This window comes from Rhizobium sp. GW821-FHT14E12 (genome assembly GCF_058803745.1).
This window is the reverse complement of sequence record NZ_JBXAPH010000001.1, coordinates 492,080-518,968: the sequence shown is the minus strand read 5'-3', so window position 1 is coordinate 518,968 and position 26,889 is coordinate 492,080. Positions and strand designations below refer to the sequence as shown.

The following is a 26,889-nucleotide window of genomic DNA, read 5'->3' as shown; positions in this document are numbered from 1 at the left end:
CCGGTTTTCATCCACTGACGGCTTTTCTCCGTGGCGTCATCGTCATGGCCATGACGCCGATGATGACGCAGACCAGACCGATGCCGGCCGTCTGGGTCAGCGGCTCCCCAAGGAAGATGACGCCGATGGCGACACCGATCGGGACGCGCAAATAGGCCTGCGCGGTAGTGCCGATCGAACCGAGGGTCTGGATCAGCCGAAAATAGATCGAAAAGGCAAGCGCGGTCGACAGGATGGAGAGCGCCAGGAGAGCGAGGATCGACGCTGTCGATGGCACGAGCGTCCATGGTCGATCCACGATGAGGCTGACCGGGATGAGAATGGCGGTGCCGCAGAGCAGCGAACCGACGGCGGGCATCATCGGATCGAGACCTTTGAAATTGCGACCGAATAGGGCTGCTCCCGCATAGCAGATCGATGCCAACACGACGGCGAGCTGCGCCGGCAATTGCTGACCGACGCCGTTCAAGGCGTCGAAGCCGATGATCAAGCAGATGCCCGCCAATCCCACGGCGATGCCGAACAGCTTGTATGCGGTGACGCGCTCGTTGCGCAGGAGCATGGCGGCAAGCAGGAAGGTGAAAATCGGCGTGGTGGAGTTCAGGATGGTCGCCAGGCCGGCATCTACCGTACGCTCCGCCCAGGCGATCAGCGTGAAGGGAAGGACGCTGTTGAGGCAGGCCTGAACGAGGAAGCGACGCCATATCGCCGGCTCTCTCGGCAGGCTCAATCCACGCCAGCGGATGATCGCAAACAGCACGCCGCCGGCAATAAGCGTGCGTGCGGCGATGAGGGTGATCGGCGGGATGGTCGCCACGCCGATCCGGATGAAGGTGTAGGAGGCGCCCCAAAGGGTCGCGAGCATCAAAAGGAGCAGAAGCTCCGTCGTGGCGTTGGTTTTGATCTGTGGCATGACGGCTGAACTTTCGGAATCGATACTGGGATATATGCCGTCATCCCTAGCGTGCATTCGGCTCGTGATGCTTCGGGCCTCATCGAACTATTGCGCTCAATCCCGCAGCCGCAGTTCGTCGGTCTGCATCTGCATCGATCCCAGCGTCTCGAGGAAGCTCATGCCGAGCAGGCTTTGGTCGAGCTTGCCTTCCTCGGCGACGGTCGCCTTGACATCGCGGCGCACGATCGGGCCGATGGCAACGGAGCCGAGCTCGACAGGGGCGGCTCTTGCCCGGCCGTTCGCGGTGATCATGGTCATGGAATAGGTCAGGTTTTCCGGGATGATGCCGACACGCTCGGCGTCGTCCCGCGAGAGCGCGATGGAGCTGGCGCCGGTGTCGACGAGCATGTCGATCGGCTGGCCGTTGACCATCACTTGCGCCTGAAAATGACCGTTCGAAAGCTTGTGGAGAATAACCTCCTGGCCGCCTTCGCTGGTGGTGACGACGACGGCGTGTCCGGGGACCAGGCCGGCAAACAGCCGGCTGCCGACTTCCTGGGCGTCGCGCCGGTAAACATAGGCCGTTGCCAGCGCCATGATGATCACCAACCAGACCAGCAGATTGCGCAGCGACTGGCTGACGGTTTGGCGGCTTGCCCAAATGCCGGCAGCCATCATCAGCGAAAGGGGCAGCAGATAGACGATACGGGCGAAATCGTCGTTGGGCAGGCCGAAGGTCATGCCGCTGTTGTTGTTGAAGAGCAGGAGCGCGAGACCGATGCCGATAATGGCGAGGGCGATGTTCAGGCGGTTCATACGACGCTGCGCTCCCGCGCCAGACGCTGGCGCCGGGTTTCCCGGCGCGGCTTGCGCTCGACGGTCGTGAGACGGTCCGGCAGCACCTGCATGATGTCGAGGCGTTCCGCGTCGCTATAGGTCATCCATCCGCCGATTTCCTCGCGCGTGCGCCCGCAGCCGAAGCAATAGCCGGTGTTCAAATCGATGGAACAGACAAGAATGCAAGGTGTTAGCATAAGATCATATATCGATGCTTCAGACGCACATGGCAAGGGTGCAGAAAGCGGCGATCTCGCAAATCTGCTGCGCAGCGCCGATGGTGTCTCCGGTGTGGCCGGAAAGCCGGTGCCGCACGCGCCGGGTGAAGAGAAATGCCGCCGCTGCGGTGACGAGAAGGCAGAGGACGAAGGCCGGAAGCCTGAGGCTCGGCCAGAGCAAAAACGCCGACAGCACCAGCGCGGTGATCAGGGCGATCTGCATGGGGCTGTAGTCCGGTTTTCCCGCCGAGGCGGCAATCCCGTCCGGCTTGGCTGCCGGCAGAACATACCAGTGCCAGACCATGGCGCCGCGGCTCAAGACGGCGGTGGCCGGGATGGTTAGCGCTGCGTCGAGGGGAGCGAGGTCTCGGCCGATCGCAGCAAGGGCGGCAGCACGCAGCCCGAAGGAGAGGATCAGCGCCACCGCGCCATAGGTGCCGATGCGGCTATCCTTCATGATAGCAAGCGCCCGGTCGCGATCCCTGCCGCCACCGAGCCCATCGGCGGTATCGCTGAGGCCGTCCTCATGCAGCGCGCCGGTCGTTATCGTCTGGATGGCGAGCGCCAGGAGTGCCGCCATCAGCGGGTCGGCGTCGAAGGCCAATAGAACACCGAAGGTGATTGCGGCGGGCAGGGCGATCAGCAGGCCGGCGAGGGGAAAGGCGCGCGAGACGCGGTCAAGCTTGCCGTCATCGCCCTCGAAGAAGGACGCGGGCACGGGAATGCGGCTCAAAAAAGCCACGGCGTGGGCGATATCGCCCGTATATTCCCGAATGTTCATTCTCGTCCCGTTATTCCCGCGATAGCATCGGGCGCTTTTTGCAGTTGTTCGCGCCCGTGCCGAAGATTAATAGAGTCGCACGCAAAAAACCTGATTTGAGACCAAAAGACAAGGAACGGCATTCATGAGCGTTACCGGCCTGCCATTTGACGATTTCCGCACGCTGCTGCGCGACCTTCCTGGCCCGGATCCCCGAGCACTGGTGGCTGCGCGCGAGCGCGACGCACAGCTCACCAAGCCGCCAGGTGCCCTCGGCCGCCTCGAGGAAATCGCCTTCTGGCTCGCGGCCTGGACCGGGCGTGCGCCCGCCGTCACCCGCCCGCTCGTCGCGATCTTTGCCGGCAATCACGGCGTCACGAAGCAGGGCATCACGCCGTTTCCGCCGTCGGTGACGCAGCAGATGGTGGAGAATTTCGCCGCCGGCGGCGCGGCGATCAACCAGATCTGTGTCACCTATGATCTCGGCCTGAAGGTGTTCGATCTGGCGCTCGATTATCCGACCGGTGACATTACCGAAGAGCCGGCGCTTTCCGAGCGCGACTGTGCCGCGACCATGGCCTTCGGCATGGAGGCGATTGCCGGCGGTACGGACCTGCTCTGCATCGGTGAAATGGGCATCGGTAACACCACGATCGCCGCTGCCATTCACTACGCGCTCTATGGCGGCACGGCGGCGGAATGGGTCGGCCCCGGAACCGGCTCGGAAGGCGAGATGCTGAAGCGCAAGATCGCCGCTGTCGAGAAGGCCGTGGCGCTGCATCGCGAACATCTCTCCGATCCGCTGGAAGTGCTGCGTCGCCTCGGTGGCCGCGAGATTGCCGCCATGGCCGGCGCCATTCTCGCCGCCCGCATGGAGCGTATCCCCGTGATCATCGACGGCTATGTCGCGACCGCCGCTGCCTCGATCCTCAAGGCAGCCAATCCGTCCGCGCTTGACCACTGCCTGATCGGGCACGTCTCAGCGGAGCCCGGGCATCTGAAGGCAATCGACAAGCTTGGCAAGACGCCGCTCCTGGCACTTGGCATGCGGCTCGGCGAGGGCACGGGCGCGGCACTGGCCGCAGGGATCGTCAAGGCCGCCGCCGCCTGCCATTCCGGCATGGCTACCTTCGAGAGCGCTGGTGTTACCAACAAGCACTGATGGAAAAAATTGCGAGGCGCGACGACTGCGCGTCTCGCCTCCAAAATTCTGTCCGACTCTCGATTTATGTCATAAAGCCGTAACAAATTCTGGGGCCGACTCAGTCGTCGGCTTGCCTTGGCGGTGGCGAGACTGTATTCGCAGGGCAGCTAAATTGCAGTCAGGACTGCGCGGACAGGGCGAAGATGGTCGAGTTTTCGAAATCAGCGGTAACCAAGGAAACGGGTATCCGGCATTTTTTTGCCGCTGCGAGTTATTCTTGGGGCGGCTTTCAGCGCTTGCTGCAGGAATCCGCCTTCCGGCAGGAACTCCTGTTCGCGGCGGTCGCGTTGATCCTGTTGATCGCGGTCGGCGCCACGCTTGGCGAAATCATGATTGCAGTCGTGCTGTTTCTCGGTGTTTTCGCGGTCGAGGCGATGAATACCGCGGTTGAAGAAGTGATCGACCGGATATCGCCCGAGATTTCCAATGTCGGCAAGCATGCGAAGGATCTGGGATCCTTTGCCGTTTTCTGCATGCTCGTCGCGTCCGGCCTCTATCTGCTGTACACCATCGGCTACCACCTGTTTTTCCGCTAGCCGTTACCGCTTGAGCCTCAGGCAAAGCTTTTCTTGCGGCGTTCCACTGACGGCGCGTCCTCGACGGCCGGCAGGCTTTGCAGCACGCGCTTGGCCGGCAGGATGGCGATGACCTCCGTGCCTTCGCGCAGCTTGGATTTCAGCATGAACTGACCGTCATGCTTGGCAAGGATCGCCTGCACGATCGGCAATCCCAATCCCGTTCCCTGTTCCGCGCTCTTGATGGCAATCGAACCCTGACCGAAGGCGGACAGAACCACCGGTATTTCCTCTTCGGGAATGCCGGGGCCGTTGTCCCTGATCGCCACATATTGCCCGCCGCCGGAGGTCCAGCCGACCTTGACGGTGATCTCGCCGCCCTGTGGCGTGAATTTCACGGCATTGGACAGGAGATTGAGGATGACCTGGCGGATGGATTTCTCGTCGGCCCAGACGGAAGGTAGCTGCTGCTCGAACTGGGGCGAGATCGAGATATTCTTGCCGCGAGCGCGCAACTGCACCATGCCGATGCAATCCTCCGCGACATCCAATAGCGAGATCGCCTCTTCGTTCAGCTCGTATTTGCCGGCTTCGATACGCGAGAGATCGAGGATCTCGTTGATCAGATTAAGCAGGTGCTGCCCGGAGCGATGAATATCCGTCGTGTATTCGCGATAGGTGGCGTTGTTGAGCGGCCCCATGACCTCCGCCGACATGACCTCAGAAAAGCCGAGGATGGCGTTCAGCGGCGTCCTGAGTTCATGCGACATCGAGGCCAGGAAGCGGGACTTGGCGAGATTGGCCTCTTCGGCACGCCGGCGCGCTTCATCCGACATGGACTTGGCGACCTCGAGTTCCGCTATCAGGTCGTCCTTTTCCGATTGGAAGGAGAGGATTTTCAGGTTGGATTGAAACATCCGGTTGGTGATGAAGGTGAAGAAGATAACGGCAACCGTGACGGCCGCGGTAAGCGCGATGTCGAGTGGATCGCGGGTCAATGCTGCCTTGACGGCAAGTGCGACGATCGCCGGAGCGAAGGCGAAGGGCACGGCGCGCGGCAACATGAAATTCGCCATGGTGGTAATACAGATCGCCACCAGCAGCGTTGCGCCCTTATAGAGCAGGAAGCTGTCGCCGCCGCAGGTAGAGCAGCTGTGCATCGCGAAGAAAGCCCAGCAGAAACCGATCAGCAACTGGCCGATCAGCAGGATCTGGCGCCATTTCTTGGCGCGCCCGGCGGTCATCTCGTATTTTCTTGCGCGACGACCGAGCAGCATGTTGACGGCATGCATCGTCAGGGTCGGAATGGCCCAGATGAAGATCTGGGCGTCACGGGTAAGATAAGCGCCGAGTGCCGCAACGATGATGACGAAGATCGGCATGACCGAGGCACCCTGCAAGAGGGTGTCGACATGCGTCATCATCAATTCGCGGTCGAAACTCCGGCTATGGCCGGATTGCAGGCGCTCGCGCGTCTGCCGCACGGCCTTCGACACAGCCCGGTTACGGTGGCTGCGCGATCGGTCGACGATGATTTTATCTGTCGATGTGCTGACGCCGTTACTCATGGTTGCGTTGAAACTTAACTCGCTGAAGGCTACAGACTAACGACCAAATCTTAAGAAGATGCTGCCCGAAATGTTTTGTTTGCCATCTTTGCCAAGGGTTTGTTCGTGAAGGAGGCAAAAGCGTGACGCGATCTGGGCACCTGTTTCGTGACGGCGTAACGACGTTCGCCCTGCTGGCGCTGCTCGCCTTGCTGGCATTCAAGTTGAACAATCGCCCGGAACTGGTTCAAACCGGGCGATTTTATGTCGTCGATGGCGATACGCTCGCTCAAGGCGGCGAGCGTTTCCGGCTGAGTGGCATCGATGCGCCGGAGTATCGGCAGCAATGTCAGCGCAATAATAATATGAATTGGGCTTGCGGCGATGAGGCGCGCAAAGCCCTTGATCGGCTTATGAAGGCTGGTTCGCCCGAGTGCCGGGGCAGCGAAAAGGACCGCTACGGCCGGATGCTGGTGATTTGCAGGGCCGGCGACGTCGATATCAACGCCGCAATGGTTCGCAGTGGCATGGCCGTATCCTATGGCGGTTATGCCACCGAGGAGGCCATAGCGCGACAGGCGAAGGCCGGACTTTGGGCCGGCGATTTCGAACGACCGCGCGATTATCGGCGCGAGGAGCAGATGGAACATGCTTCCGGTGGCGATCCGCTTGGCGGACTGGCGGATTATCTGCGAAAGCTGGTGGGATGGGGTCAATGACGATGCCGGGCGATGAGTTGTGGATGCTGCGTGATGGGATCGCCGCCTGTCGTATCTGTCGCGACGCACCGATGCGCGGGGAGGCGGATCGGTTGCCGCATGAGCCGAGGCCGGTTGCCGTGTTGTCGTCGACGGCGCGTATTTTGATCGCCGGGCAGGCGCCGGGGCTGCGCGTTCACGAGAGCGGCCTGCCGTTTAATGACGCTTCCGGTGATAGGCTGCGGCAATGGCTGGGCGTCGACCGTGACAGTTTCTACAATCCCGATCATTTCGCTATCGTTCCGATGGGCTTCTGTTTTCCCGGCTATGACGCCGCCGGCAGCGACTTGCCGCCGCGCAAGGAATGCGCGCCGCTCTGGCGGCAGAGGACGCTGGAGGCGATGCCTCAGATCGAACTCGTTCTCGCCATCGGGCAATATGCCCAGGCCTGGCACCTTGGTGCCGCGCGTATGGCGTCGATGACCGAGACCGTTTCGGAATGGCGGCGCTATCTTCTGACCAATCGGTCGCCGGCCGTTCTGCCGCTACCGCATCCAAGCTGGCGCAATAGCGGCTGGCTGAAGCGCAATCCCTGGTTCGAGGCGGAGTTGCTGCCAGTATTACAAGAACGTGTGAAAATCCTCGTTTCTTGAAACAAGTTTCTTTTCTTTCGTCAAAAACACGCTATAGAGAGAATATAATTCGAAAGGATAGCCGAAATGGATCGTCTCGACCGCAAAATCCTGCGCCTGCTGCAGGAAGATTCCACTCTTGCCGTGGCCGATCTTGCCAAGAAGGTCGGGCTGTCGACGACACCATGCTGGCGCCGCATTCAGAAGATGGAAGAGGATGGCGTCATTCGCCGTCGCGTCGCGCTGCTCGATCCGGAAAAGGTCAACACCAAGGTTACCGTTTTCGTGTCGATCCGCACCAATAGCCACTCGATCGAATGGTTGAAGCGCTTTTCCGAAGTGATCGCCGATTTCCCGGAAGTGGTCGAATTCTATCGCATGAGCGGCGATGTCGACTATCTGCTGCGCGTCGTCGTTCCCGATATTGCCGCCTATGACGCCTTCTACAAGCGCATGATCGCCAAGATCGAAATCCGCGACGTTTCCTCGGCATTCGCGATGGAGCGGATCAAGTATTCGACGGAACTGCCGCTGGACTACATGCTGCTGGATACCGCGAAGTCGCAGGAGGACTAAGCGCCACATTTGCAATGGCGCTCAGTAAAGAACGGCGGGCTAAATTACTTCCTGTCCAATCGCGCCAGCAGGGACGAAGTGTCCCAGCGATTGCCACCCATGGCCTGAACGTCGCCGTAGAACTGGTCGACGAGGGCCGTCAGCGGCAGCTTGGCCTCGTTGCGGCGGGCTTCCGCCAATACGATGCCAAGATCCTTGCGCATCCAGTCGACGGCGAAGCCGAAGTCATATTTGTCGGCGTTCATGGTCTTGTGGCGGTTTTCCATCTGCCAGGAGCCGGCCGCTCCCTTGGAAATGACATCCACGACCTTTTCAATGTCGAGGCCAGCCTGCTTGCCGAAATGGATGCCTTCCGCGAGGCCCTGGACAATGCCAGCGATGCAGATCTGGTTGATCATCTTGGTGAGCTGGCCGGCGCCGACCGTGCCCATCAGGCCGACCATGCGGGCATAGGCGTCGATAACGGGCTTTGCCTTGTCGAATACGGCTTCATCGCCACCGCACATGACGGTGAGCACACCATTCTCCGCGCCGGCCTGGCCGCCTGAGACGGGGGCATCGATGAATTCAACACCTTTTTCCTTGGCCGCGGCATAGAGTTCGCGGGCAACTTCGGCGCTTGCCGTCGTGTTGTCGATCAGGATCGCGCCCGCCTTCATGCTCGAGAGCACGCCGTCCTTGCCGATCGTCACCGAGCGCAGGTCGTCGTCGTTTCCGACGCAGGTAAAGACGAAATCGGCGCCTTCGGCCGCAGCGGCGGGGGTGCTGGCAAACTTGCCGTCAAATTGCTTGGCCCAGGCTTCCGCCTTGGCGATGGTGCGGTTGTAGACGGTGACGTCGTGGCCACCCTTGGTCTTCAGATGCCCTGCCATGGGATAGCCCATGACGCCCATGCCGATGAAAGCGACCTTTGCCATTCGCGAAACTCCCTTACGAATTTTGACTGAAGGCTTAGCGGAAAGGTGAGGGGGACGGAAGACCGATTTGTCGGCGAACTTGTCTCGGTGTCATAGGTCTTGGAAGATAATTCCGCATATTGGTTGTTTGCCGAAATCGAATTTCGATACATTCGTAGAAATTCACAATATCAGATGTCGATATAATCCATGGATTTGCAATCCTTAGGGCATCAATAGCAATGCCGGTGGCAACGGGATGCGTTCCGATCCGGTGGGGAAAGGACTTTTCATGATCTCGCGCAGACAGACACTCAGCCTTCTCGCCGCCACGGCCGCCGCCTTGGCGCTGCCTTCCATACGGTCGGCGCGCGCGGCCGCTGCAACCACCCTTCGTATAGGCTGGCAGAAGAACGGTGTACTTGCGCTGGCCAAGCGCAAGGGTTCGCTGGAAAAGCTTCTCGCCGGTCGCGGCATCTCTGTTGAATGGTCCGAATTCACCTCCGGTCCGCCGCTTCTCGAAGCGTTGGGTGCCGGCGCGCTCGATTTCGGCGCGACGGGCGATGTGCCTCCGCTTTTCGCGCAGGCCGCTAACGGAAATCTGCTTTATGTGGGTCAATATTCTGGAAGCCCGGAGGGCTCGGCCATTCTGGTGCGCAAGGATTCGCCAATCCAGACGCTAGCGGACCTCAAGGGCAAGAAATTGGCCTTCAAGCGCGGGTCCAGCGCCCATAACGTTGCCGTAAAGGCGCTTACCAAGGGTGGCCTGACGGTGAACGACGTCCAGGCGCTCGATCTCGCGCCGCCGGATGCTTCCGCAGCCTTCAAGACCGGCGCGATCGATGCCTGGTCAATCTGGGATCCCTATCTCGCCATCGCCGAGGCCGATCCGGATACCCGCATCCTGGCAACGGCGCGTGGCCTGCTCGATTCCTACAGCTATTTCCTGGGAAATGCCGATTTCACCAAAGACAATGGCCAGGTTATCGTGGATGTGCTCGGTGAACTCGCCAAGGTTGGTACCGCGGCGCAGACCAATCTTGACGATACCGTTGCGGCGCTTTCAGAGATCACCGGCGTGCCGGCCAATATTACGCGGGTGGCGCTGACGCGCCCTGATTTCAATCTTGGCGCCGTCTCGACCATCACCGACGCAGCCATCGCCTACCAGCAGGGATTGGCGGACTCGTTCTACGACCTCGGGATCGTTCCGAAGAAACTTGCTATCACCGATATCGTCTGGCGGCCGAAAGCAAGCTGAGCGACGAACACTCACTCCTCATGACCGATATAGCCCCGCTCGCAACATGACGGGTGCGGGCCGTCTCGTGGAAAAATATTCCGCGAGACGGCCACTAATAGAAAATCTGCATTGTCGATATAATCGGTAGTCTATGCCACTATCCCTTGGAAGCCCCAAGGGACATGCTCCCGATGATACGCGCCTAGAAGACAGGAAAACACCATGACCGCGACTGCCAAACCCATCGACTTCCTGTGGTTCATTCCGACCTCCGGCGACGGCACCTATCTTGGGTCGGCCGATCTCAACCGCGGGCCGGAAATCGGCTATCTCACGCAGATCGCTCAAGCTGTCGACAGGCTCGGCTTTTCCGGCGTGCTGCTGCCGACTGGCGTCTCCTGCGAGGAGTCCTTCATCACCGCCGCTGCTCTGTCGGCGCACACACAAAAGCTGAAATTCCTGGTGGCGATCCGTCCCGGCACGGCATCGCCGGCCTATTACGCCCGCCTTGCCTCGACGCTCGATCGCGTTTCGAACGGTCGCGTGCTGCTTAACATCGTGGTTGGCGGCAGCCCGGCGGAACTGGCGGGCGACGGCATTCATCTCGAGCATGACGAGCGCTATGCCCATGCCGACGAGTTCTTCACCGTCTGGGAAGAGCTTATGGAGAAGGGCTCTTCGACATTCGAGGGCAAGTACATCACGGCAACCAACGCAAGGCTTGGCCTGCCGCCGGTACAATCGCCGCGCCCGCCGCTTTATTTCGGTGGATCCTCGGACGCCGGCATCGATTTCTCGGTTGGCCGCGTCGACAAGTATCTGACCTGGGGCGAGCCGCCGGCACAGGTGGCCGAGAAGGTCGAGAAGGTCCGTGCCGCCGCCGCCAAGAAGGGCCGCGAAGTCAGCTTCGGCATCCGCCTGCATTTCATCGTCCGCGAGACGGACGAAGAGGCATGGGCCGCAGCCGACCGGCTGATTTCCAAGCTCGATGACAAGACGATCAGCGAGGCGCAGGAACAGTTCGTCAACCAGTCCGACTCCGTCGGCCAGAAGCGCATGGCAGCTCTTCACGGCGGTCGCCGCGACAAGCTTGAAGTTTCGCCGAACCTCTGGGCAGGCGTTGGTCTCGTCCGTGCTGGTGCCGGCACGGCGCTTGTCGGTTCGCCACAAACTGTTGCCGCAAGGCTCCGCGAATATCAGGATATCGGCATTGAGACAGTGATCGGTTCGGGCTATCCGCATCTAGAAGAAGCCTATCGCGTCGCGGAGCTACTGTTCCCGGAACTCGGGCTCTCCCGCGACGAGCAGCGAGCCGGTTTCCGCAACGAATTCGGTGCAAAGCAGATTTTCGCCGGCGGTAGCCATGGCGGCAATCTGAAAGTCGTTTCCGGATCTTAACGCGAACAATTCAGGGAGATTCTCATGTCGGCATTCGACACGTCCTTCGTTCGCGTCGCTGCGCAAAGCCGGGTCCGCCCGGCTAAGCCGACGCGGACGGCCATCTCCCTGGAGCGGTTCTTGCCTTTCCTGCTACCTGCCGTCATCATAGCGGCCTGGCAGCTCGGTTCGTCGGTCGGATGGATCTCCACTCGCATCATGCCGTCGCCGGCGGATGTCGTGATTGCATTCTGGCAGACGACGATCTCCGGGCAATTGCCGCATAACATCCTTGTCAGTGCCGGCCGCGCCTTTGCCGGCTTGCTGGTCGGCGGCTCGATCGGCTTTCTGCTTGGCATCGCCAACGGCGTGTCGCGGCTGTCGGAGAAGTTGACCGATACCACGCTGCAGATGCTGCGTACCATTCCGCATCTGGCCATGGTGCCGCTGGTCATCCTCTGGTTCGGGATCGGCGAGGAATCAAAACTGTTCCTGACGGCGCTCGGGGTGCTCTTCCCGATCTATCTCAACACCTATCACGGCGTTCGAAATGTCGATCGCGGCCTGATCGAGATGGGCCGGGTCTATGGCATGAGCAACTGGACGCTGTTCAAGAAAGTGATTTTCCCCGGCGCGCTGCCGTCGATCCTCGTCGGCCTGCGTTTCGCGCTCGGCATCATGTGGCTGACGCTGATCGTGGCGGAATCGATCGCCGCGTCCTCGGGTATCGGCTACATGGCCAACAACGCCCGCGAATTCGGCATGACCGATGTCGTGGTGTTGACGCTGGTCATTTACGCCATACTCGGCAAGCTCGCCGATGTCGTTGCCCGCGCGCTGGAGCGCAGGGCCTTGCGCTGGAACCCGGCCTATCAGAATTGAGTGAGGAAGCATCCATGACCGCTATCGCATTGGAACGCGCTCATCAGGGTTCTTCCGCGAGCGCCTCGTTGCAGACAGGCGCTGCCGCCATCCACATCAAGGGGCTGGAAAAGAGCTTTGACAATAATCGCGTGCTGCGCGGCATCGATCTCGATATTCCCGCAGGCCAGTTCGTCGCCATCATTGGCAAGAGCGGCTGCGGCAAGAGCACGCTGCTGCGCATCCTGATGGGGCTAGATGAGCCGACGGCGGGCCATCTGCGTTTCGAGACCGCTGACGCGAATGATGCAGCGCCGAATGCCCGCATCGTCTTTCAGGAACCGCGATTGCTGCCCTGGCTCTCCGTTGCCGACAATGTCGCCGTTGGGCTTGGCGAGGGCTTGCCGCAACAGGTGGTGCGGTCCGAAACTGCAGCGGTTCTTTCCGAAGTGCAGCTAGCGGAGAAGGCTGGAGAATGGCCGTCGCGGCTTTCCGGCGGTCAGAGGCAGCGTGTGGCGCTTGCCCGCGCACTGGTCAGCAAACCTGGCGTCCTGGCGCTGGACGAGCCGCTTGGTGCATTGGACGCGCTCACCCGCATCAGCATGCAGGAACTGCTGAGCCGCGTCTGGCGCGAGCTCGGCTTCACCGCCGTGCTTGTGACGCATGATGTCAGTGAGGCCGTGCATCTGGCCGATCGCGTCGTCGTGCTGGATGAGGGACGGATCGTGCTCGATATCGCGGTTCCCCATCCGCATCCTCGCCGCCATGGCAATCCGGCGCTGGCCGAACTCGAAGGCCAATTGCTGGCTGCTATCCTTGGTGATGCCAGGCCAAACTAATTCGGCCTTCGACATAGAGCCGCAGGCGGATCGAATGCTCAAGCATATGGGCGTTTCGGACGGAACCGGGCGGGTAGCTTTTCGTGATAGGGGTAGTATTGGAAGTAAGGCATGGCCTCTTCCAGCACGCGCGCGAAGGAAGGACGCTCGAGCATGCGCTGATAATAGCGCTTCAGCCGGGGGTGTTGCTTGCCAAAGGGCACCAGTGTCTCGGCGTAGAATAGTGCGGGAGCGGCAGCGCAATCCGCCATCGTGAAGGCGTCACCGACGATCCATAGCTTTTCGCCCAATTGCTGCTCGATCATGCCATAGGCGGTGTTCAGCAATGCCTGCGCCTCGGCCACGGTCAGGGGATCGCGTTCATCCTCCGGGCGCCGCTTGTCGGCGACGATCTTCTGCATTGGTTCCTGAATATAGTGATCGAAGAAGCGGTCCCAGAGGCGAACACAGAGCGCGTCGGTTGGATCGGGCGGCAATAGCCGCGCCGGGCCAGGGTAATGCCGGTCGAGATATTCGATGATGATACTGGTCTCGGGAACCGTGCTGTCGAGCGTCTCATCGCGCAGGACGGGAAATTTGCCGATCGGCCAGAGCCGCAGCAATGAGGCACGCGATTCCTCGTTGCCGAGATCGATGATCCGGCTTTCGAACGGCGTTCCATTCTCATAGAGCGCGATCAGCACCTTATGACAAAAGGAGGCGAGGGGATGCTGATAGAGGATGAGCGACATGCGGCAACCTTTCCTGCATCGAGGTCTTGCGACCATTACCCGGCCGAATGGCGAGGTAATGGCTCACTTGTCCTTGCGAAGGAATAATTATCCGATTGGATCGCTATTCCAACCCCCATGGTGGATCAGCTTATTCCGCGATGAGGCGCGCGATGATCAGATGGCCCGGTGTCGGTTGGCCGTCTTGCATGCGGACATTGATGTCGGTGATCTCGATCAGCTCGAAGCCGGTCGCCTTGAGACGTTCCTGCACGTAGCTTTCGGCATGGGCGAAGCGCTGATGCGGGCCGACCATATAGGGCCGGCCGGCAAGCGCACTCTCCGACAGGGTCTCGGAGGAGAAGATGAAGAGGCCGCCTGGCGTCATGTTGTCAGCGGCGCCGAAGAATAGCGGCTCCAGTGCGCCGAGATAGGGCAGGACGTCGGTAGCGGTGATCAGGTCGAAAGGTTCCTCGTCATTGTCATCGAGGAAGTCCTCGACTTCGGCAACGAACAGCGTTTCGTAGAGGTCCTTCTCGTGGGCGACTTCGACCATGTTTTCGGAAATGTCGATACCGGTGATATCCTCGACGATGTCGCGCAGCGTGCCGCCGGTCAGGCCTGTGCCGCAGCCGAGATCGAGCATGCGCTTGAACGGGCCGAGACCGAGGGCCTGCAGCCGCTGGCGCACAAGAACTGGAACGTGATAACCGAGCTGCTCGACGAGCACATCCTCGAAGACTTCGGCATGCTGGTCGAACAGGGTCTCGACATAGGCGTCCGGCGCCTTCACCGGCGTTTCGCCGCGGCCCATCGAGGCGATGCGTACAGCCGCGCCGCCATGGTCGTCGGGGTCGATCGCCAGCACTTGCTTATAGGCGTTGACAGCGGCATCGATGTCGCCGGCCTTTTCCAGCGCAAGCGCGCGGTTATAGGCTTCCGCCAGCGCGTCTTCGTCGATCTTCTTCTTAGCCATGGGACACCAGCCTTTCCGTTTGTCAGGCAGGCCTTAAGGCGCTTCCTTGGCTTTTGCAAATAGTTTGGCAGCCAATGCTAGTGCAGGATGAACTCTCCCTTCAGCGCGCGCCACTCGGTCGCCGAAATCAGCTTGCGGTGGACATAGCGCACCGAATGCAGCGGTCCGTCCAGCTTTTCCTGCCAGAACTTTAGGAAGCCGCGCATCTCGGGAAAGTTGGGAGCGAGGTCGTAGTCCTGCCAGATATAGGTCTGTAGAAATTGAGGATGATCGGGCAGGCGATAGAAGATCTGTGCCGTGGTTAACCCGTAGCCTTGCAACTGCTTCTGCATGTCGTCGTGCATGAGGTCTCTCTTTCTGTTTCCACTACCTTCCGTGACAGATGGTCACGGATAAATGGAAGCACTTCAAGGTAAACCTATGCTTTATAAAAGTGTCATGAAAGAAAATTTATTCACAGAAATCAATATGATAGCAGCCTACGAAGGTGAGTGCTGCCAAGGGGCGGGCGGCATCAGCAGATGTCGCCCGCAACCGGATCAACGCTTCAGATGCCGTGTCAGATAGCCTTCCATGCGAGCCCAGCCATTGCGCATGACTTCGACGATCGAAAGATAGAAAATCGCCGCCCAGAGATAGGCCTGGTAGTCGTAGGTCTGCGAGAAGGCGTAGCGCGTCTCTCCCATCAGATCATAGACGGTGATGATGGAGACGGTCGCCGAGCTCTTGATCAGCAGAATGATCTCGTTGCCGTAAGGGCGCAGCGCCACGATCAAGGCTTGCGGCATGATGACCTTGTAGAAAGTCACAAGCTTGTGGAGGCCGAGCGACGCGGCGGCCTCGCTCTGGCCGCGATGGACGCTCTGGATGGCGCCACGCACGATTTCCGCCTGATAGGCTGCCGTGTTCAGTGTGATGGCAAACAGGCCGCAATTGAAGGGATCGCGGAAGAACCACCAGAGACCGATATAGTCGAGGAAGCCGCGGGCCTGCGGAAAGCCGTAATAGACGATGAAAATCTGCGCCAGCAGCGGCGTGCCGCGGAAGAGATAGACATAGCCATAGGTCAGGCTGCCCAGAATCTTGTTCTTCGACATTCTGGCGAGTGCAAGCGGAATCGAGAGTATCGCGCCGAGAATAAAGGAATATCCCACCAGCGTTACCGTGATCCAGAGACCATGCAGGAAACGTGGGCCGAACTTGAAGAACTTTCCGTTGTCCCAGTTGGTGATCATCATCGTGATCAGTGCGATGCCGAGCAAAGCCCAGATGAACAGGAACAAATAGCCGACGATGCGGGATTTGGAGACGCGCTTCATCGTCTCCGGCGGTGCCGGCTGTGCCGGGATCAATGCTTCAGCGTAGCTCATCGGCGAAACTCCGCGCGTTTTGCCCAGCGATCGAGGTAGGACAGGCCAGCCGAGGAGATGATCGCGAGGACCAGGTAGAGGGAGCAGGCAACGGCGTAGAAGAAGAACGGCTCCTTCGTCGAGCGCACGGCCAGGCCCGTCTGGCGGATGATATCGGCGAGCCCGATGATGGAAACATAGGATGTGTCCTTCAGCAGGTTCATCCAGAGATTTCCGAGATTGGGAAGTGAAATGCGGATCAGCTGCGGCAGGATGATGAGACGCATCGTGCGGACGCGGTGAAAGCCGAGGGCATCACCCGCCTCATACTGACCTTTAGGTATAGCCCTGAAGGCCGATAGCAGCACTTCCGAGCAATAGGCTGAAAAGACGATCGAAAGCGCAATCATACCGGCAACGAAGGCATTGATCTCGACCGGTCCGTCGTAGCCGACATATGCGAGGGCCGTTTGCAGCAGGATCTGCATGCCGTAGTAGATGATGAAGAGGGTCAGAAGCTCCGGCAGGCCGCGGAAGATGGTGGTGAACACGCCGGCGGCTAGCCGCAGCGACCGTTCCTCGGATTGCTGCGCCAGCGCGACCAGAAAGCCGACGATCAGGCCGAGAGGCAATGTCAGGACGGCCACCGTTATGGTGACCCTGAGGCCGCCGGCGATCTCGTCGCCCCAACCGGTATCGCCGCAGGCGATCACGGTGTTCTGGCCGAACAAGGTGAAAAGTCCGACCGGGCCGCACAGCGGATCGAAAATATTACTCAGCCAAGCCCATAAAGAGCCGAGCGCGGAAAACAATCCGCCCATACCATATTTCCCCTCACGGCTTGTGCCGTGTTACTCTTCTTTAGCCGTTGTCAAACAAAAACGGCGGAAGGGCAAGCTTCCGCCGTCATCTTTTCCCAAGGAATCGACAGCCGATCAGTCGCCGTAGACGTCGAAGTCGAAATACTTGTCCTGGATCTTCTTGTAGGTGCCGTCAGCGCGGATCGCGGCAATGGCCGTGTTGAACTTGTCCTTGAGCGCGGTATCACCCTTGCGAAGGCCGATGCCGGCACCGATACCGTTGATTTCCGGATCGATCTTCAGCGTGCCGAGGAGCTTGCAGCAGCTGCCGGCGTCGGACTTGACCCATTCCGAGAGGACGACGACATCGTCGATGACGGCATCGATACGGCCGTTCGAGAGGTCGAGCTTGTATTCGTCCGGCGACGGATAGAGCTTGAGTTCGGCATCCTTCAGGTGCGCCGTGGCGTAGTTGGCGTGCGTGGTCGAGGACTGCGCGCCGATGCTCTTGCCCTTCAGGGCCTCATCGCTCGTATCGGCAATCTTGGAATCCTTCGGCACGGCGATGGCCGGCGGCGTGTTGTAGTACTTGTTGGTGAAGTCGATGGTCTTTTCACGCTCCGGCGTGATCGACATGGACGAGACGATGGCATCGAACTTCTTGGCCTGGAGGGCCGGGATGATGCCGTCGAAATCCTGGTTCACGAAAGTGCACTTGATCTTCATCTGATCGCAAAGCGCATTGGCTATATCGATGTCGAAGCCGACGATCTTGCCCGAGGCATCGAGCGATTCGTACGGCGGGTAGGTGGCGTCCGTGCCGATGACGATCGAATCGCCGTCCGCAAACGCGGCGCCTGCGAAAAGCGACATCGCCGCAAGCGATGCAGCAGCGAAAAGACGGGTGGAGATGCGCATTTTGATCCTCTCTGTTGGCGACCGGCAGCTCTTTTTCTTCATTGGCGGCCGGCCAGAATGGAGCGGGCCAAGGACCCGCCTTGATAAGATAATCGTACTTTTTTTTCGCAAATTGCAACTGGAATTACAAAGGGCTTCCGCACCGCACACTGTCTTCCAGGTGCCTTGCATGGCTTCACAAACTGAATGAAAGCCGTCTGACGCATTCAGCTAGGGTTAATTCAGCCCTCCTAATAGTGCCGGAACAATACGCCCCCTGCCGCGATTCAACCTTACGAAGAACGAAAATCGGCCGGGATCATGAGACATCGCCTCTGTGGGCTTGCATCCGCAACCCGGCGGATAATGAAGATAAGATAAGAGGAGACCCCATCTATGGGAAAGCGATCCAGACTATTTGCCAGCGCTGCATTCCCGCTGCTTTCGCTGTCGCTTGCATTTGAGCCGGTGGCCGCCGCCGCGCTGCGAGACCAGGCCATCATGCCGCTGAGCAATGATGCCGGCGGCTCGGTTGCCGTCAATGGTGGCGCAAGTTTCGAGGTTGCCCAGGAGCAGCCTCAGGGCGGTCAGTCCGAGGAAGAGCTGCGCAAGCACAAGAAGCCGGGTGAAGCCGAACAGGGCGAACCGCAGGGCCAGAAGCACGAGGCAGCACCCGCGCAGCAGGGCGGAGCCGAGCCTCAGCATAAGGCGAAGGAAGCGCAGCCCGAGGCGGCACCGCAACCGCAGAAGCATCAGCAGGAAGCGCCGCAGCCGAAGGCCGCCGAGCCGCAGGCGGCTCCGAAGCAGCAACAGGAGCAGCCCGCGGAGAAGCCGCCTGCACAGAAGCCGCAGCATCAGCCGAATGCCGAACAGCCGCAGGCTCAGCCTGAAGCCAAGCCGCAGCCGAAGGCCGTAGAACCGCAAGCACAGGAGCAGGGCCAGCCGGCGCAGAAGCCGCATAAGCAACCTGCCGAGCAGCAGCCCGCGGCAGAGCCGGAAGCAAAGCCGCAGCCGAAGGCCGCACCTGAGACGCAGCAGCAAGGCCAGCCCGAGCAAAAGCAGCACCAGAAGCCGCAAGGCCAGCCAGCCGAGCCGGCACAGCAGCAGACAGCACCGGCCAAGCAGCCGGCCGCGGCCGCGCAACAGCCCCAGGGCCAGCAGGCTCAGCCGGAGACTGAAACTCAGCCCGCGCAGAAACCGCATCAGAAGCCGCAGGCCCAGCCTGCGGAGGCAGCGCCACAACAGAAGGCACCGGCGCAGCAGCCGGCCGAACAACAGACGGCACCCGCCCAGCAGCCTGCGCCGACCGCGCAGCAACCCCAGGGTCACAAGACCCAGCCGGAGACCCAGGCTCAGCCGGCAACGGAGGCAGCTCCCGGTAGCCAGCAGGGACAAAAGCCCGGCGGTGACAAGACGCACGGCAAGCCGCAACAAGGTCAGCAGGGTGAGCAACAGCCCGCAGGCAATGCTCAGCAGCCCGCACCGAAGGGTGAGCCGCAAGGTCAGCAGGGCCAACAGCCAAATCAGGCAGCTCCGCAAACCGGCAAGCAACCGCAGCCCACCAATGAAACCGGTGCTCCCGCACAGGGTACAGCCACGCCTGCGCCCGCCAACGGCGCAGCGCAGCCCAACGGCGCTGCCCAACCGGGTGTCCAGACGACGGTTCCCGCAAGCGCGCCAGTGTCGCCGCAGGAGCTGGAGCGTCGCAAGAAGATCGCGGAAAATCCCGCCGAGAGCAAAGGTCCCGTCATCCTACCGGTCCAGAATGGCGCTGCCGTGCTGGATAGCGACAAGGATGCAGCCCGTCGCGGACACCGCCAGGGTGGCCAGAACCCCGGCGGTCAGGGTGGTGCTCAAGCAGGGCAGCAGGGCCAGCCAGGCCAGGCTCCGGCAGGCCAGGGCCAAGCCGGTCAGGCCGGGCAGGGCCAGAATGCTCAGACACCGCCGCCGGCCGCCTACACGAAGCCGCCGACTTCCGATGCCGAGGCACAGCGCGCGGCGGGTGGCCAGCAACAGCCGCCTGTGAAGATGGAAGCCGTGACCAGTGAGCAGGGCCGCCGGATGGATGGCCGGCCGAATTTTACGGCGCCGGGCGGAACCACGGTCCAGACCATCATCAATCAGGACAACCGTACCATCGTGAATGTCGACAACAACTATGTCGTTCGCCATGACGATACCGAACGCTTTGTCCGCGGCGGTGAGCGTCCGACCTACGAGCAGCTTCCGCGGGACCGCTATCGTGAGACCATCGATCAGCCGGATGGCGATCGCATCATCACCGTGCGCAACCGCTACGGCGATATCATCCAGCGGTCGCGTGTCGATGCGGACGGGCGCGAATATGTGCTGTTCTACTCGCCGGAGCTCGAACAGCAGCCGGATCACGACGACTATTTCCGCGACCCGGGCGACAGCCTGCCGCCGATGCGTCTGCTCATCCCGCTGAGCCAGTACATCATCGACACCGGAAGCGAGCGTGACTCGGACTATTACGACTTCCTGCGCGAGCCGCCGGTCGAGCCCGTCGAGCGCATCTATTCGGTCAACGAAGTGCGCTATTCCGCCCGTATCCGTGACAAGGTGCGCCGTATCGATCTCGATACGATCACCTTCGCGACAGGAAGCGCGGAAATCCCGATGTCGCAGGCAAGCACGCTGCGTGGCGTCGCCGACGCCATTGGCCAGATCGTCAAGAAGGATCCGACAGAGACCTTCATGATCGAAGGTCATACGGATGCCGTCGGATCGGCGGAAAGCAACCTGATCCTCTCCGACCAGCGGGCGGAATCGGTCGCCAAGGTGCTGAGCGATGTCTATGGCGTTCCGCCGGAAAACCTGGTGACCCAGGGATATGGCGAGCAATATCTGAAGGTGAACACGCAGGGACCCGAACAGGAAAACCGCCGCGTCACCATCCGCCGTATCACGGCGCTGGTGCGTCCGGTCGCTTCCAACCGCTAAGGTTATTCTGCCTTATGCATTCGAAGGCCGTCGGGAAACCGGCGGCCTTTGTCATTTGGCAGGTGCGTCCAGCCCGACTGTGGCGGCGATGAAATCTGCAATGGTCATGGTGTCGTTCAGATCAAAGACGGTCAGCACGCCGGCATCCTCCACAGGATGATCGGCGGCGATGGCGACGATATGCGGGTCTTGCGGCGCGAGCGGCTCGTTCTTCGCGGCCTCCAGCCGGCGCGCCTCGATCTTTGGGATCGGCTCGCGCTTGTAACCTTCGATCAAGACGAGATCGCAGGGCGCAATCCGGGCGAGGATTTCTTCAAAGCTTGGTTCCGGAGCACCGCGCAATTCGTGCATGATGGCGTAGCGCGTGCCGGAGACGATGGTGACTTCATGCGCTCCCGCCTCGCGATGGCGAAAACTGTCGGCGCCGACCTTGTCGATGTCGAAGTCATGATGGGCATGCTTGATGGTCGAAATCTTGTAGCCGCGACGGGTGAATTCGGTGACCAGCCGCACGGCGAGACCGGTTTTGCCGGAGTTCTTCCAGCCGGCGATGCCAAAGATTTTCGGGCGGGCGGTTGTCATGGGGTCTTCTCCAGTGCCGTGAGCCATCTTTCCGCGTCGATCAGGTCGTCCGGCCTATTGATGTTGAAGAAGGGGTCGAGCGGGCCGATCGCCGTTTCGATTGCCGGGAAGTCCACTGTCCGAACGAGATGACGCGCCAGAAAGTCCCGGACGCGCCGTTTCTCATCGGCGACAAGCCAGGATTCGAGATCGTCGGCGATGGAGACGGGCCAGAGGCCGAAGACGGAATGATCGCGTCCCAGCGATGCGGCGATTGCTATTTCATCTCGGCCTTCGATGGGCTCTGCCAAGCGGGCGACGAGATCGATCGGGAAAAAGGGGCTATCGATCGGCACCGTGACTACATGGGAGGCTTGGGGATGGTATGCCACGGCATAGCGCATGGCGGTCAGAACGCCGGCGAGGGGGCCGAGCTTGCCGGGAATAGTATCGGGGACCAGCGGCAGTCCTTCCGTATCCGGCCAGTCGGCATCGGCGTTGAGCGCGACCGGTATTGTCTGTCGCTGCCCGATCCGGGTCGCGATGCGTGTCAGAAGTTTTTCGCCGCCGAGCGAAACGAATGCCTTGTTCATACCCATGCGGCTGGAACGGCCGCCGGCAAGCAGGAACGGCGGTATCTGAGCGGGATCTGTGATGAAGCCGGGCATGCTGGCGACCTCAGGCGGGCACACGCGGCTCTGATTCCTGGGCGATAGGCTGGGCCGCTTGCCGCTTTCTCTCCCGATAGAATGTATAGATGCCGGAAGCGATGACAATGGCGGCGCCGATGAAGGTCCAGACATCCGGCACTTCGCCGAAGAAGAGCAGGCCTAGCAACGCCGACCAGATCAGGCTGACATAACGAAACGGTGCGACAAAGGAGATTTCTCCCGTTCGCATCGCCAGGATGGTCGCCTGATAGCCGATCAGCACCAGGACCGATGCCAGCAGGATATGTGAGAACGAGGTGAGGCTGACTGGCTGCCAGCCGCCGAGCGGCTCTGTCAGCAGAGCGCCGAAGATCGAAATCGAAATTGCGGTGCACACTGTCACCATTAGCGACGGGACGTCCTTGCTGATGCAGCGCGTGGCTAGGTCGCGTGCGACGGTGACAAACATGCAGGCAATGGAGAGCAGAGCGGCCGTTGTAAATCCTTGGGGGTCGGGGCGGACGATGATCAGTACGCCGGCGAAACCCACGATGATTGCCGCGCAGCGCCGCCAGCCGATGGGTTCCTTGAGGAAGAGTGCGGCTCCGAGCGTAACGGCGAGCGGCACCGCCTGCTGAATGGCCGAGGCATTGGCAATCGGCATCATTCCAAGCGCGGTGATGTAGGTTCCCGCGGCGATCGCCTCGCAGGCGATGCGCAGGGCGATCATCGGCTGCAGAATGACTTTCCACGAGCGCAAGGCGCCCATGTGCCGGGCGAGGAGATAGACGATGATGCTGGTGAAGAGCCCGCGGATAAAAATGATCTCGCCGGCATTCATCACCGAGATGACTGATTTGGACAGGGCATCGCTACAGGCAAAGCCTGCCATCGATGCGGCCATGTAAAGGGCGCCCTGCGTATTCTTGGTCCGCGGCATGAAACGATTCCCTGGATATATCAGTTTGACCTACTGTGCTTTTCGTCAAATTGGAATCGTTCATAGCCTGTTGGCGGCGGAATTCGATTGTGCGTTGCAGCGAAACTTGCGGTTGATCGCATGCCTGGCTTCGATGAAATCGCAAAACGAGACAAAATTTCGGATTTTTCGTAGATTGCACAACCTTTTATGTGTGCGCTTAATTCTTATTCAATCTTATTTCCCGAGGCTCCCACTCGGTTTTGCATGACGCAGAAGCATCTACCGCAGCGCAGCAGGAATGATGGTCCCGCCTTCGCCGGATACCAACCAATTTGATTGGGGCGTGGCATGTTCTTCATTGATCGTCTTCTGCAAAGTCGCCGTATCGTGACCAAGGTTCTGATTTTCGTCGTGCCGCTGGTGGTGCTGATCGCCGGTGTCGGCATGGTCGGTTATCACACGGCCAATATCCTCAACGGGCATATGACCGTGACGCGGGCGACAATCGAAAACATCAGCGATTTCGAAAATTTGCAGGCGGCGCTACAGGAATTCACCACCTCGCCGTCCGACGAGACGCGCCAGGCTCTCACCGGCAAGATCGATGCGCAGGAAGCCGGTGTCCAGCGCCTGGGCGGTCTGCTCAGCGACGATCAGCGTGCCAAGATTTCCACCGTCGGCGCCTTGGCGGACAAGATGCGCGCTCAGACGGCTGCCCTTTGGGCTATCAGGCAGAAGCAGGACAGCGATGTCGACGCGATCCGCAAGGCTGTGCAGGGCATCGAAGCCGGCGGCAAGGCCGCCGCCAAGCAGATCGACATCATCCGCAAGGAATTCAGCGACAAGGAAACCTTCGCCAAGGAACTGCTCTATGATGCGGCTGCCTATAAGGGCCTGTCTGAAAAGATGAGTAATCTGCGCATCCAGGTGCAGATGGCTGCCGACGCAGATGAGGAAATCACCGATGCGCGCACCTATGCCGACGCCATTCTGAAGCAACTGACCATCTCGCAGGCCCTCGTCTCCAAGCGCGGCGCCGGACTGGTGAATAATGCAGCCGACGCAGCCAACAAGCTCGACGCCCTGCTGAAGGGGAGCGGCACGTCCGACCAAAAGGTCGAGGCCATGGGGCCGATCCTGCAGAGCTTTGTGAAGATCGAGGGCGACATGACCCTCCAATCGGCCAAGAACAGCGATACGGCCGCCGATCGCTTCGTCAGCCTTGATAAGATCATCGACGGGCAGAAGGAGCTTCTGGATCGCGTCGACGTGGCGCTCGGCATCATTGATCGCCTGACATTGCATGCGTCACGCATGGAGAATGTCCGCGACGCAACCTCGCGCGATGCCGTCATCGCCGATTTGAAGGATCTGCAGGAGGTCGCCGCGAAGATTTCGGCGCTCGGTCCGACGAATGCCACGATGCGTGATTTTGCTTCGCATACTCAGCCGCTGATCGACGGCGTGACCAAGGGATCGGCCGATCTGTTGCAGACTTCGGCGGATTGGAAGACGACGCGGGTCGACTCCAACGGCATATTGGCGGATGCGATGACCTCGCTGCGCAGCTTCGTTGCCCAGGCCCAGGAGATCGGCAAGGAAGACAGTGAGCGTTCGGCCAATGTCTCGGTTATCGCCATGATCCTCGGCACGCTGCTGGCGATCGTCGGCGGCCTGATGCTGGTGGAGACGCTGCGCGGACCGCTGAAGCGGGTGACCGAGATCATGACGCGGCTTGCAAGCGGCGATCTGGAAGTGGCGATCGACGGTCGCAATCGTGGCGACGAGATCGGCGATATGGTGCGTTCGGTCACCGTCTTCCGCGATGCTGCTGTCGAAAACGTCCGGCTGGAGCGGGAAGCGGAGAATGCCCGCGCTTTGTCGGCGGAAGAGGCCGAACGCACGGCCGCAGACCGCGCCCGCATCGAGGCCGAGCAGAAGCAGGCGCTGAATGCGCTCGCCGACGTTCTTGCCAAGCTTGCCGACGGCAATCTGGAGGAAAGCATGCGGGAAGACCTTTCCGCCGATTTTGTCGAGATGGCCTTCACCTACAATCATGCGATCGAGGCCCTGCGCGAGACATTGACGGATGTGCGCTACACCGCCGAGGAGATCAAGGGCGGCACCGGCAATCTCGCCATGTCGGCCGACGATCTGGCGCGCCGCACGGAACAGCAGGCGGCAGCGCTGGAGGAAAGCTCGCGGGCGCTGCACCGTCTCAGCGACGTCGTACGCTCCACTGCCGAGCGCGCCAAGCAGACGGCTGCATCCGTGAACGAGACGCAGGCCTATGCCAGCCAATCCGGCGAAGTCGTCGCCAAGGCTGTCGGCGCCATGAGCGAGATCAATCGCTCGTCGGAAAAGATCGCCACCATCATCGGCGTCATCGACGAGATCGCCTTCCAGACCAACCTGCTGGCGCTGAACGCTGGCGTCGAGGCGGCTCGCGCAGGCGATGCCGGTCGTGGCTTTGCCGTCGTCGCCCAGGAAGTGCGGGAACTGGCGCAGCGCTGCGCCAATGCGGCGAAGGAGATCAAGGGGCTGATTTCCGCGAGCTCCGCGCAGGTGCGCAGCGGTGTGCATCTGGTCGAGCAAACCGGCTCGGCGCTGTCGGAGATCATCAGGCACGTTACTGGCGTCCAGAAGCTCGTGTCTGATATTTCTTCCGCGACGGCCGAGCAATCGATCGGCATCGAGGAGGTGACGCGGGCAGTTGGCGAAGTCGAACTGATCACCCAGAGAAATGCGGCTATGGTCGAGGAGAACAATGCCGAGATCCACGGTCTGCGCCAGCGCGTCGACACGCTCTCCGAGAAGATTGACCGCTTCCGCACGGGTGATGGTGATGAGACCTATGAGAGCTATGACAAGGGTGCGCAGCGGTATCGTGCCGCCTGATAATTTACTTTAGTAGATTGGAATAATTGACAGGAGTGGCTGGGATTTTCCCAGCTAGTGACAAAGATGGCGTGCTTGTCGATCCCGTTTGCACTGTAGGCGTTCTTGCACTTTTTCTTGCTTGGAAGATCGTCCTAAAGCATTCTGCACACTCCGTTGTTGCAGAATGCTTTTTTGTAATGTTGCAAAACGGGCAGATGATCGGAACGTTCGTCAAACTAGTTCAGGGGCATCGCATGTCCTCCATAACCACCGGTAACGAAAAGCAGTATGGCGACAGCCGAAAGCTTGCCGCGCGAGGCCGCCTCAACCGCGAATATACGATTGCCGAGACCGGCTGGTTTCCATGGGTAGCGAGACAGTTTCCTCTCAAATCCGGAGATCGCGTTCTTGATGTCGGTTGCGGTCCTGGCTGGTTCTGGGCCGCGACGGTCGACAATCTGCCGGAAAGCCTTGACCTCACTCTTTCCGATCTTTCCTCTGGCATGGTGCAGGAGGCGGTTGAACGGTGCCAGCCGTTGGCGTTCGGCCGCGTTACAGGTCAGCAAGCCGACGCGACCGCCTTGCCCTTCGAGGACGGTTCTTTCGATGCGGTCATCGCCATGCATATGCTCTACCATATACGGGACCAGTCGCTGGCCATCGCGGAGATGTATCGTGTGCTCAAGCCGGGCGGTTTCCTTGCGGTGACGACCAACGGGGCTGGCAACATGCGCAAGATGTATGAACTGACGATTGTGTTCGGCAGTCCTCCCTATGATCCGGCCGGAGCTGCTTTCGGTTACGACACCGCTGAACGGCTCATGCAAGCCCAGTTCGAGAATGTCATGATGACGCAGCATCCTGCCCGCCTGCGGGTAAGTGAGCCGGAAGACGTATTTTTGGCGCTCACGTCCTATCCGCCGGGTGAAGGGGCCGACGAGGCACAGCTTGCCGCGTTTCGGGATGCGATTGCCGAGGCATTTCGGGCAGGTGGTGGGGTGCTTGAAACCGAGAAGGAAACCGGCCTGTTCATCAGCCGGAAAGCAACCTGAAGCGCTAAGGAATTCCTCAGTTTTCGGCTG

The 26,889-nt window shown here is 60.5% G+C and carries 27 protein-coding genes; 12 read left to right on the top strand and 15 right to left on the bottom strand.

The features are described 5' to 3' along the window. Nucleotides 1-7 precede the first annotated feature (7 nt). The 4 genes from AC1RO0_RS02565 to AC1RO0_RS02550 all read right to left on the bottom strand — a co-directional run bounded on the left by AC1RO0_RS02565 (nucleotide 8) and on the right by AC1RO0_RS02550 (nucleotide 2,731). Entirely contained in the window at nucleotides 8-913 is a 906-nt protein-coding gene (locus AC1RO0_RS02565) for a DMT family transporter (protein ID WP_498591399.1), read from the bottom strand. Nucleotides 914-1,009: 96 nt separating this feature from the next. Then, entirely contained in the window at nucleotides 1,010-1,711 is a 702-nt protein-coding gene (locus AC1RO0_RS02560) for a TIGR02281 family clan AA aspartic protease (RefSeq protein WP_498591398.1), read from the bottom strand. Continuing rightward, complete coding sequence (locus tag AC1RO0_RS02555; protein ID WP_498591397.1) at nucleotides 1,708-1,929, bottom strand: DUF1289 domain-containing protein; 222 nt, start codon at nucleotides 1,927-1,929, stop codon at nucleotides 1,708-1,710. The genes AC1RO0_RS02560 and AC1RO0_RS02555 overlap by 4 nt, the downstream gene beginning before the upstream one ends. Nucleotides 1,930-1,948: 19 nt before the next feature. Continuing rightward, complete coding sequence (locus tag AC1RO0_RS02550; protein ID WP_498591396.1) at nucleotides 1,949-2,731, bottom strand: adenosylcobinamide-GDP ribazoletransferase; 783 nt, start codon at nucleotides 2,729-2,731, stop codon at nucleotides 1,949-1,951. Nucleotides 2,732-2,855: 124 nt separating this feature from the next. Here AC1RO0_RS02550 and cobT point away from each other — a divergent pair, with 124 nt between their 5' ends. Next, nucleotides 2,856-3,872, top strand: a complete 1,017-nt coding sequence (gene cobT / locus AC1RO0_RS02545) for a nicotinate-nucleotide--dimethylbenzimidazole phosphoribosyltransferase (protein WP_007696556.1) — start codon at nucleotides 2,856-2,858, stop codon at nucleotides 3,870-3,872. Between the two features lie 185 nt (nucleotides 3,873-4,057). Then, the gene (locus tag AC1RO0_RS02540) at nucleotides 4,058-4,450 is read left to right on the top strand and encodes a diacylglycerol kinase (protein WP_498591395.1); all 393 of its coding nucleotides are present in this window, start codon (nucleotides 4,058-4,060) and stop codon (nucleotides 4,448-4,450) included. Nucleotides 4,451-4,467: 17 nt separating this feature from the next. Here AC1RO0_RS02540 and AC1RO0_RS02535 read toward each other — a convergent pair whose 3' ends face one another. Next, nucleotides 4,468-5,997 (bottom strand): sensor histidine kinase, encoded by a 1,530-nt coding sequence (locus tag AC1RO0_RS02535; protein WP_498591394.1) that lies wholly within the window; start codon nucleotides 5,995-5,997, stop codon nucleotides 4,468-4,470. Nucleotides 5,998-6,119: 122 nt separating this feature from the next. Between AC1RO0_RS02535 and AC1RO0_RS02530 the strand changes: the two genes are divergently transcribed. The 3 genes from AC1RO0_RS02530 (at nucleotide 6,120) to AC1RO0_RS02520 (ending at nucleotide 7,882) form a co-directional block, all read left to right on the top strand. After that, nucleotides 6,120-6,695, top strand: a complete 576-nt coding sequence (locus AC1RO0_RS02530) for a thermonuclease family protein (RefSeq protein ID WP_498591393.1) — start codon at nucleotides 6,120-6,122, stop codon at nucleotides 6,693-6,695. Nucleotides 6,696-6,697: 2 nt separating this feature from the next. Continuing rightward, nucleotides 6,698-7,327 (top strand): uracil-DNA glycosylase family protein, encoded by a 630-nt coding sequence (locus tag AC1RO0_RS02525; RefSeq protein WP_498592363.1) that lies wholly within the window; start codon nucleotides 6,698-6,700, stop codon nucleotides 7,325-7,327. Between the two features lie 66 nt (nucleotides 7,328-7,393). After that, nucleotides 7,394-7,882 (top strand): Lrp/AsnC family transcriptional regulator, encoded by a 489-nt coding sequence (locus AC1RO0_RS02520; protein ID WP_007696539.1) that lies wholly within the window; start codon nucleotides 7,394-7,396, stop codon nucleotides 7,880-7,882. 44 nt (nucleotides 7,883-7,926) lie between these two features. Here the strand turns inward: AC1RO0_RS02520 and AC1RO0_RS02515 are convergent, their stop codons facing one another. After that, complete coding sequence (locus tag AC1RO0_RS02515; protein ID WP_498591392.1) at nucleotides 7,927-8,799, bottom strand: NAD(P)-dependent oxidoreductase; 873 nt, start codon at nucleotides 8,797-8,799, stop codon at nucleotides 7,927-7,929. A gap of 271 nt (nucleotides 8,800-9,070) precedes the next feature. On the opposite strand from AC1RO0_RS02515, the gene AC1RO0_RS02510 reads away from it, so the two are divergent. The 4 genes from AC1RO0_RS02510 (at nucleotide 9,071) to AC1RO0_RS02495 (ending at nucleotide 13,098) form a co-directional block, all read left to right on the top strand. Next, complete coding sequence (locus AC1RO0_RS02510) at nucleotides 9,071-10,039, top strand: aliphatic sulfonate ABC transporter substrate-binding protein (RefSeq protein ID WP_183693940.1); 969 nt, start codon at nucleotides 9,071-9,073, stop codon at nucleotides 10,037-10,039. A 204-nt stretch (nucleotides 10,040-10,243) separates the two neighbouring features. Further along, nucleotides 10,244-11,419 carry an FMNH2-dependent alkanesulfonate monooxygenase gene (gene ssuD / locus AC1RO0_RS02505; protein ID WP_183693938.1) on the top strand — a complete coding sequence of 392 codons (1,176 nt, stop codon included), beginning with the start codon at nucleotides 10,244-10,246 and terminating at the stop codon, nucleotides 11,417-11,419. 24 nt (nucleotides 11,420-11,443) lie between these two features. Continuing rightward, a complete protein-coding gene (ssuC, locus tag AC1RO0_RS02500; protein ID WP_498591391.1) occupies nucleotides 11,444-12,280 on the top strand; it encodes an aliphatic sulfonate ABC transporter permease SsuC in 837 nt (278 codons plus the stop codon). A 14-nt stretch (nucleotides 12,281-12,294) separates the two neighbouring features. Beyond that, nucleotides 12,295-13,098 (top strand): ABC transporter ATP-binding protein, encoded by an 804-nt coding sequence (locus AC1RO0_RS02495; protein WP_498591390.1) that lies wholly within the window; start codon nucleotides 12,295-12,297, stop codon nucleotides 13,096-13,098. Nucleotides 13,099-13,136: 38 nt separating this feature from the next. Here AC1RO0_RS02495 and AC1RO0_RS02490 read toward each other — a convergent pair whose 3' ends face one another. From AC1RO0_RS02490 to AC1RO0_RS02465, 6 genes are all read right to left on the bottom strand, one after another. Then, nucleotides 13,137-13,829, bottom strand: a complete 693-nt coding sequence (locus AC1RO0_RS02490; protein WP_498591389.1) for a glutathione S-transferase family protein — start codon at nucleotides 13,827-13,829, stop codon at nucleotides 13,137-13,139. A gap of 130 nt (nucleotides 13,830-13,959) precedes the next feature. After that, a complete protein-coding gene (locus AC1RO0_RS02485; RefSeq protein WP_498591388.1) occupies nucleotides 13,960-14,784 on the bottom strand; it encodes a class I SAM-dependent methyltransferase in 825 nt (274 codons plus the stop codon). Nucleotides 14,785-14,861: 77 nt separating this feature from the next. Beyond that, nucleotides 14,862-15,128 carry an usg protein gene (locus AC1RO0_RS02480; RefSeq protein ID WP_153365420.1) on the bottom strand — a complete coding sequence of 89 codons (267 nt, stop codon included), beginning with the start codon at nucleotides 15,126-15,128 and terminating at the stop codon, nucleotides 14,862-14,864. A 195-nt stretch (nucleotides 15,129-15,323) separates the two neighbouring features. After that, entirely contained in the window at nucleotides 15,324-16,154 is an 831-nt protein-coding gene (locus tag AC1RO0_RS02475) for an ABC transporter permease (protein WP_498591387.1), read from the bottom strand. After that, nucleotides 16,151-16,954, bottom strand: coding sequence for an ABC transporter permease (locus tag AC1RO0_RS02470; RefSeq protein WP_498591386.1), 804 nt, complete (start codon nucleotides 16,952-16,954; stop codon nucleotides 16,151-16,153). The genes AC1RO0_RS02475 and AC1RO0_RS02470 overlap by 4 nt, the downstream gene beginning before the upstream one ends. A 114-nt stretch (nucleotides 16,955-17,068) precedes the next feature. Beyond that, on the bottom strand, nucleotides 17,069-17,851 hold the full coding sequence (locus tag AC1RO0_RS02465; RefSeq protein WP_498591385.1) for an ABC transporter substrate-binding protein: 783 nt from the start codon (nucleotides 17,849-17,851) through the stop codon (nucleotides 17,069-17,071). A 375-nt stretch (nucleotides 17,852-18,226) separates the two neighbouring features. Between AC1RO0_RS02465 and AC1RO0_RS02460 the strand changes: the two genes are divergently transcribed. Beyond that, complete coding sequence (locus AC1RO0_RS02460; RefSeq protein ID WP_498591384.1) at nucleotides 18,227-20,794, top strand: OmpA family protein; 2,568 nt, start codon at nucleotides 18,227-18,229, stop codon at nucleotides 20,792-20,794. 51 nt (nucleotides 20,795-20,845) lie between these two features. Here the strand turns inward: AC1RO0_RS02460 and mobB are convergent, their stop codons facing one another. Genes mobB through AC1RO0_RS02445 form a run of 3 tightly spaced genes read right to left on the bottom strand, consistent with a single transcriptional unit; the run spans nucleotide 20,846 to nucleotide 22,945 of the window. Then, a complete protein-coding gene (gene mobB / locus AC1RO0_RS02455) occupies nucleotides 20,846-21,376 on the bottom strand; it encodes a molybdopterin-guanine dinucleotide biosynthesis protein B (RefSeq protein ID WP_498591383.1) in 531 nt (176 codons plus the stop codon). Further along, nucleotides 21,373-22,023: a molybdenum cofactor guanylyltransferase MobA gene (mobA, locus tag AC1RO0_RS02450; protein ID WP_498591382.1), complete on the bottom strand. Its 651-nt coding sequence runs from the start codon at nucleotides 22,021-22,023 to the stop codon at nucleotides 21,373-21,375. Before mobA ends, mobB begins: the two co-directional genes overlap by 4 nt. Before the next feature lie 10 nt (nucleotides 22,024-22,033). Further along, nucleotides 22,034-22,945, bottom strand: coding sequence for a DMT family transporter (locus tag AC1RO0_RS02445; protein WP_498591381.1), 912 nt, complete (start codon nucleotides 22,943-22,945; stop codon nucleotides 22,034-22,036). Between the two features lie 330 nt (nucleotides 22,946-23,275). Between AC1RO0_RS02445 and AC1RO0_RS02440 the strand changes: the two genes are divergently transcribed. Both AC1RO0_RS02440 and AC1RO0_RS02435 read left to right on the top strand, forming a co-directional pair. Beyond that, nucleotides 23,276-25,825, top strand: a complete 2,550-nt coding sequence (locus AC1RO0_RS02440; protein WP_498591380.1) for a methyl-accepting chemotaxis protein — start codon at nucleotides 23,276-23,278, stop codon at nucleotides 25,823-25,825. A gap of 236 nt (nucleotides 25,826-26,061) precedes the next feature. Beyond that, a complete protein-coding gene (locus AC1RO0_RS02435; protein ID WP_498592362.1) occupies nucleotides 26,062-26,859 on the top strand; it encodes a class I SAM-dependent methyltransferase in 798 nt (265 codons plus the stop codon). The last annotated feature ends 30 nt before the right edge of the window (nucleotides 26,860-26,889 follow it).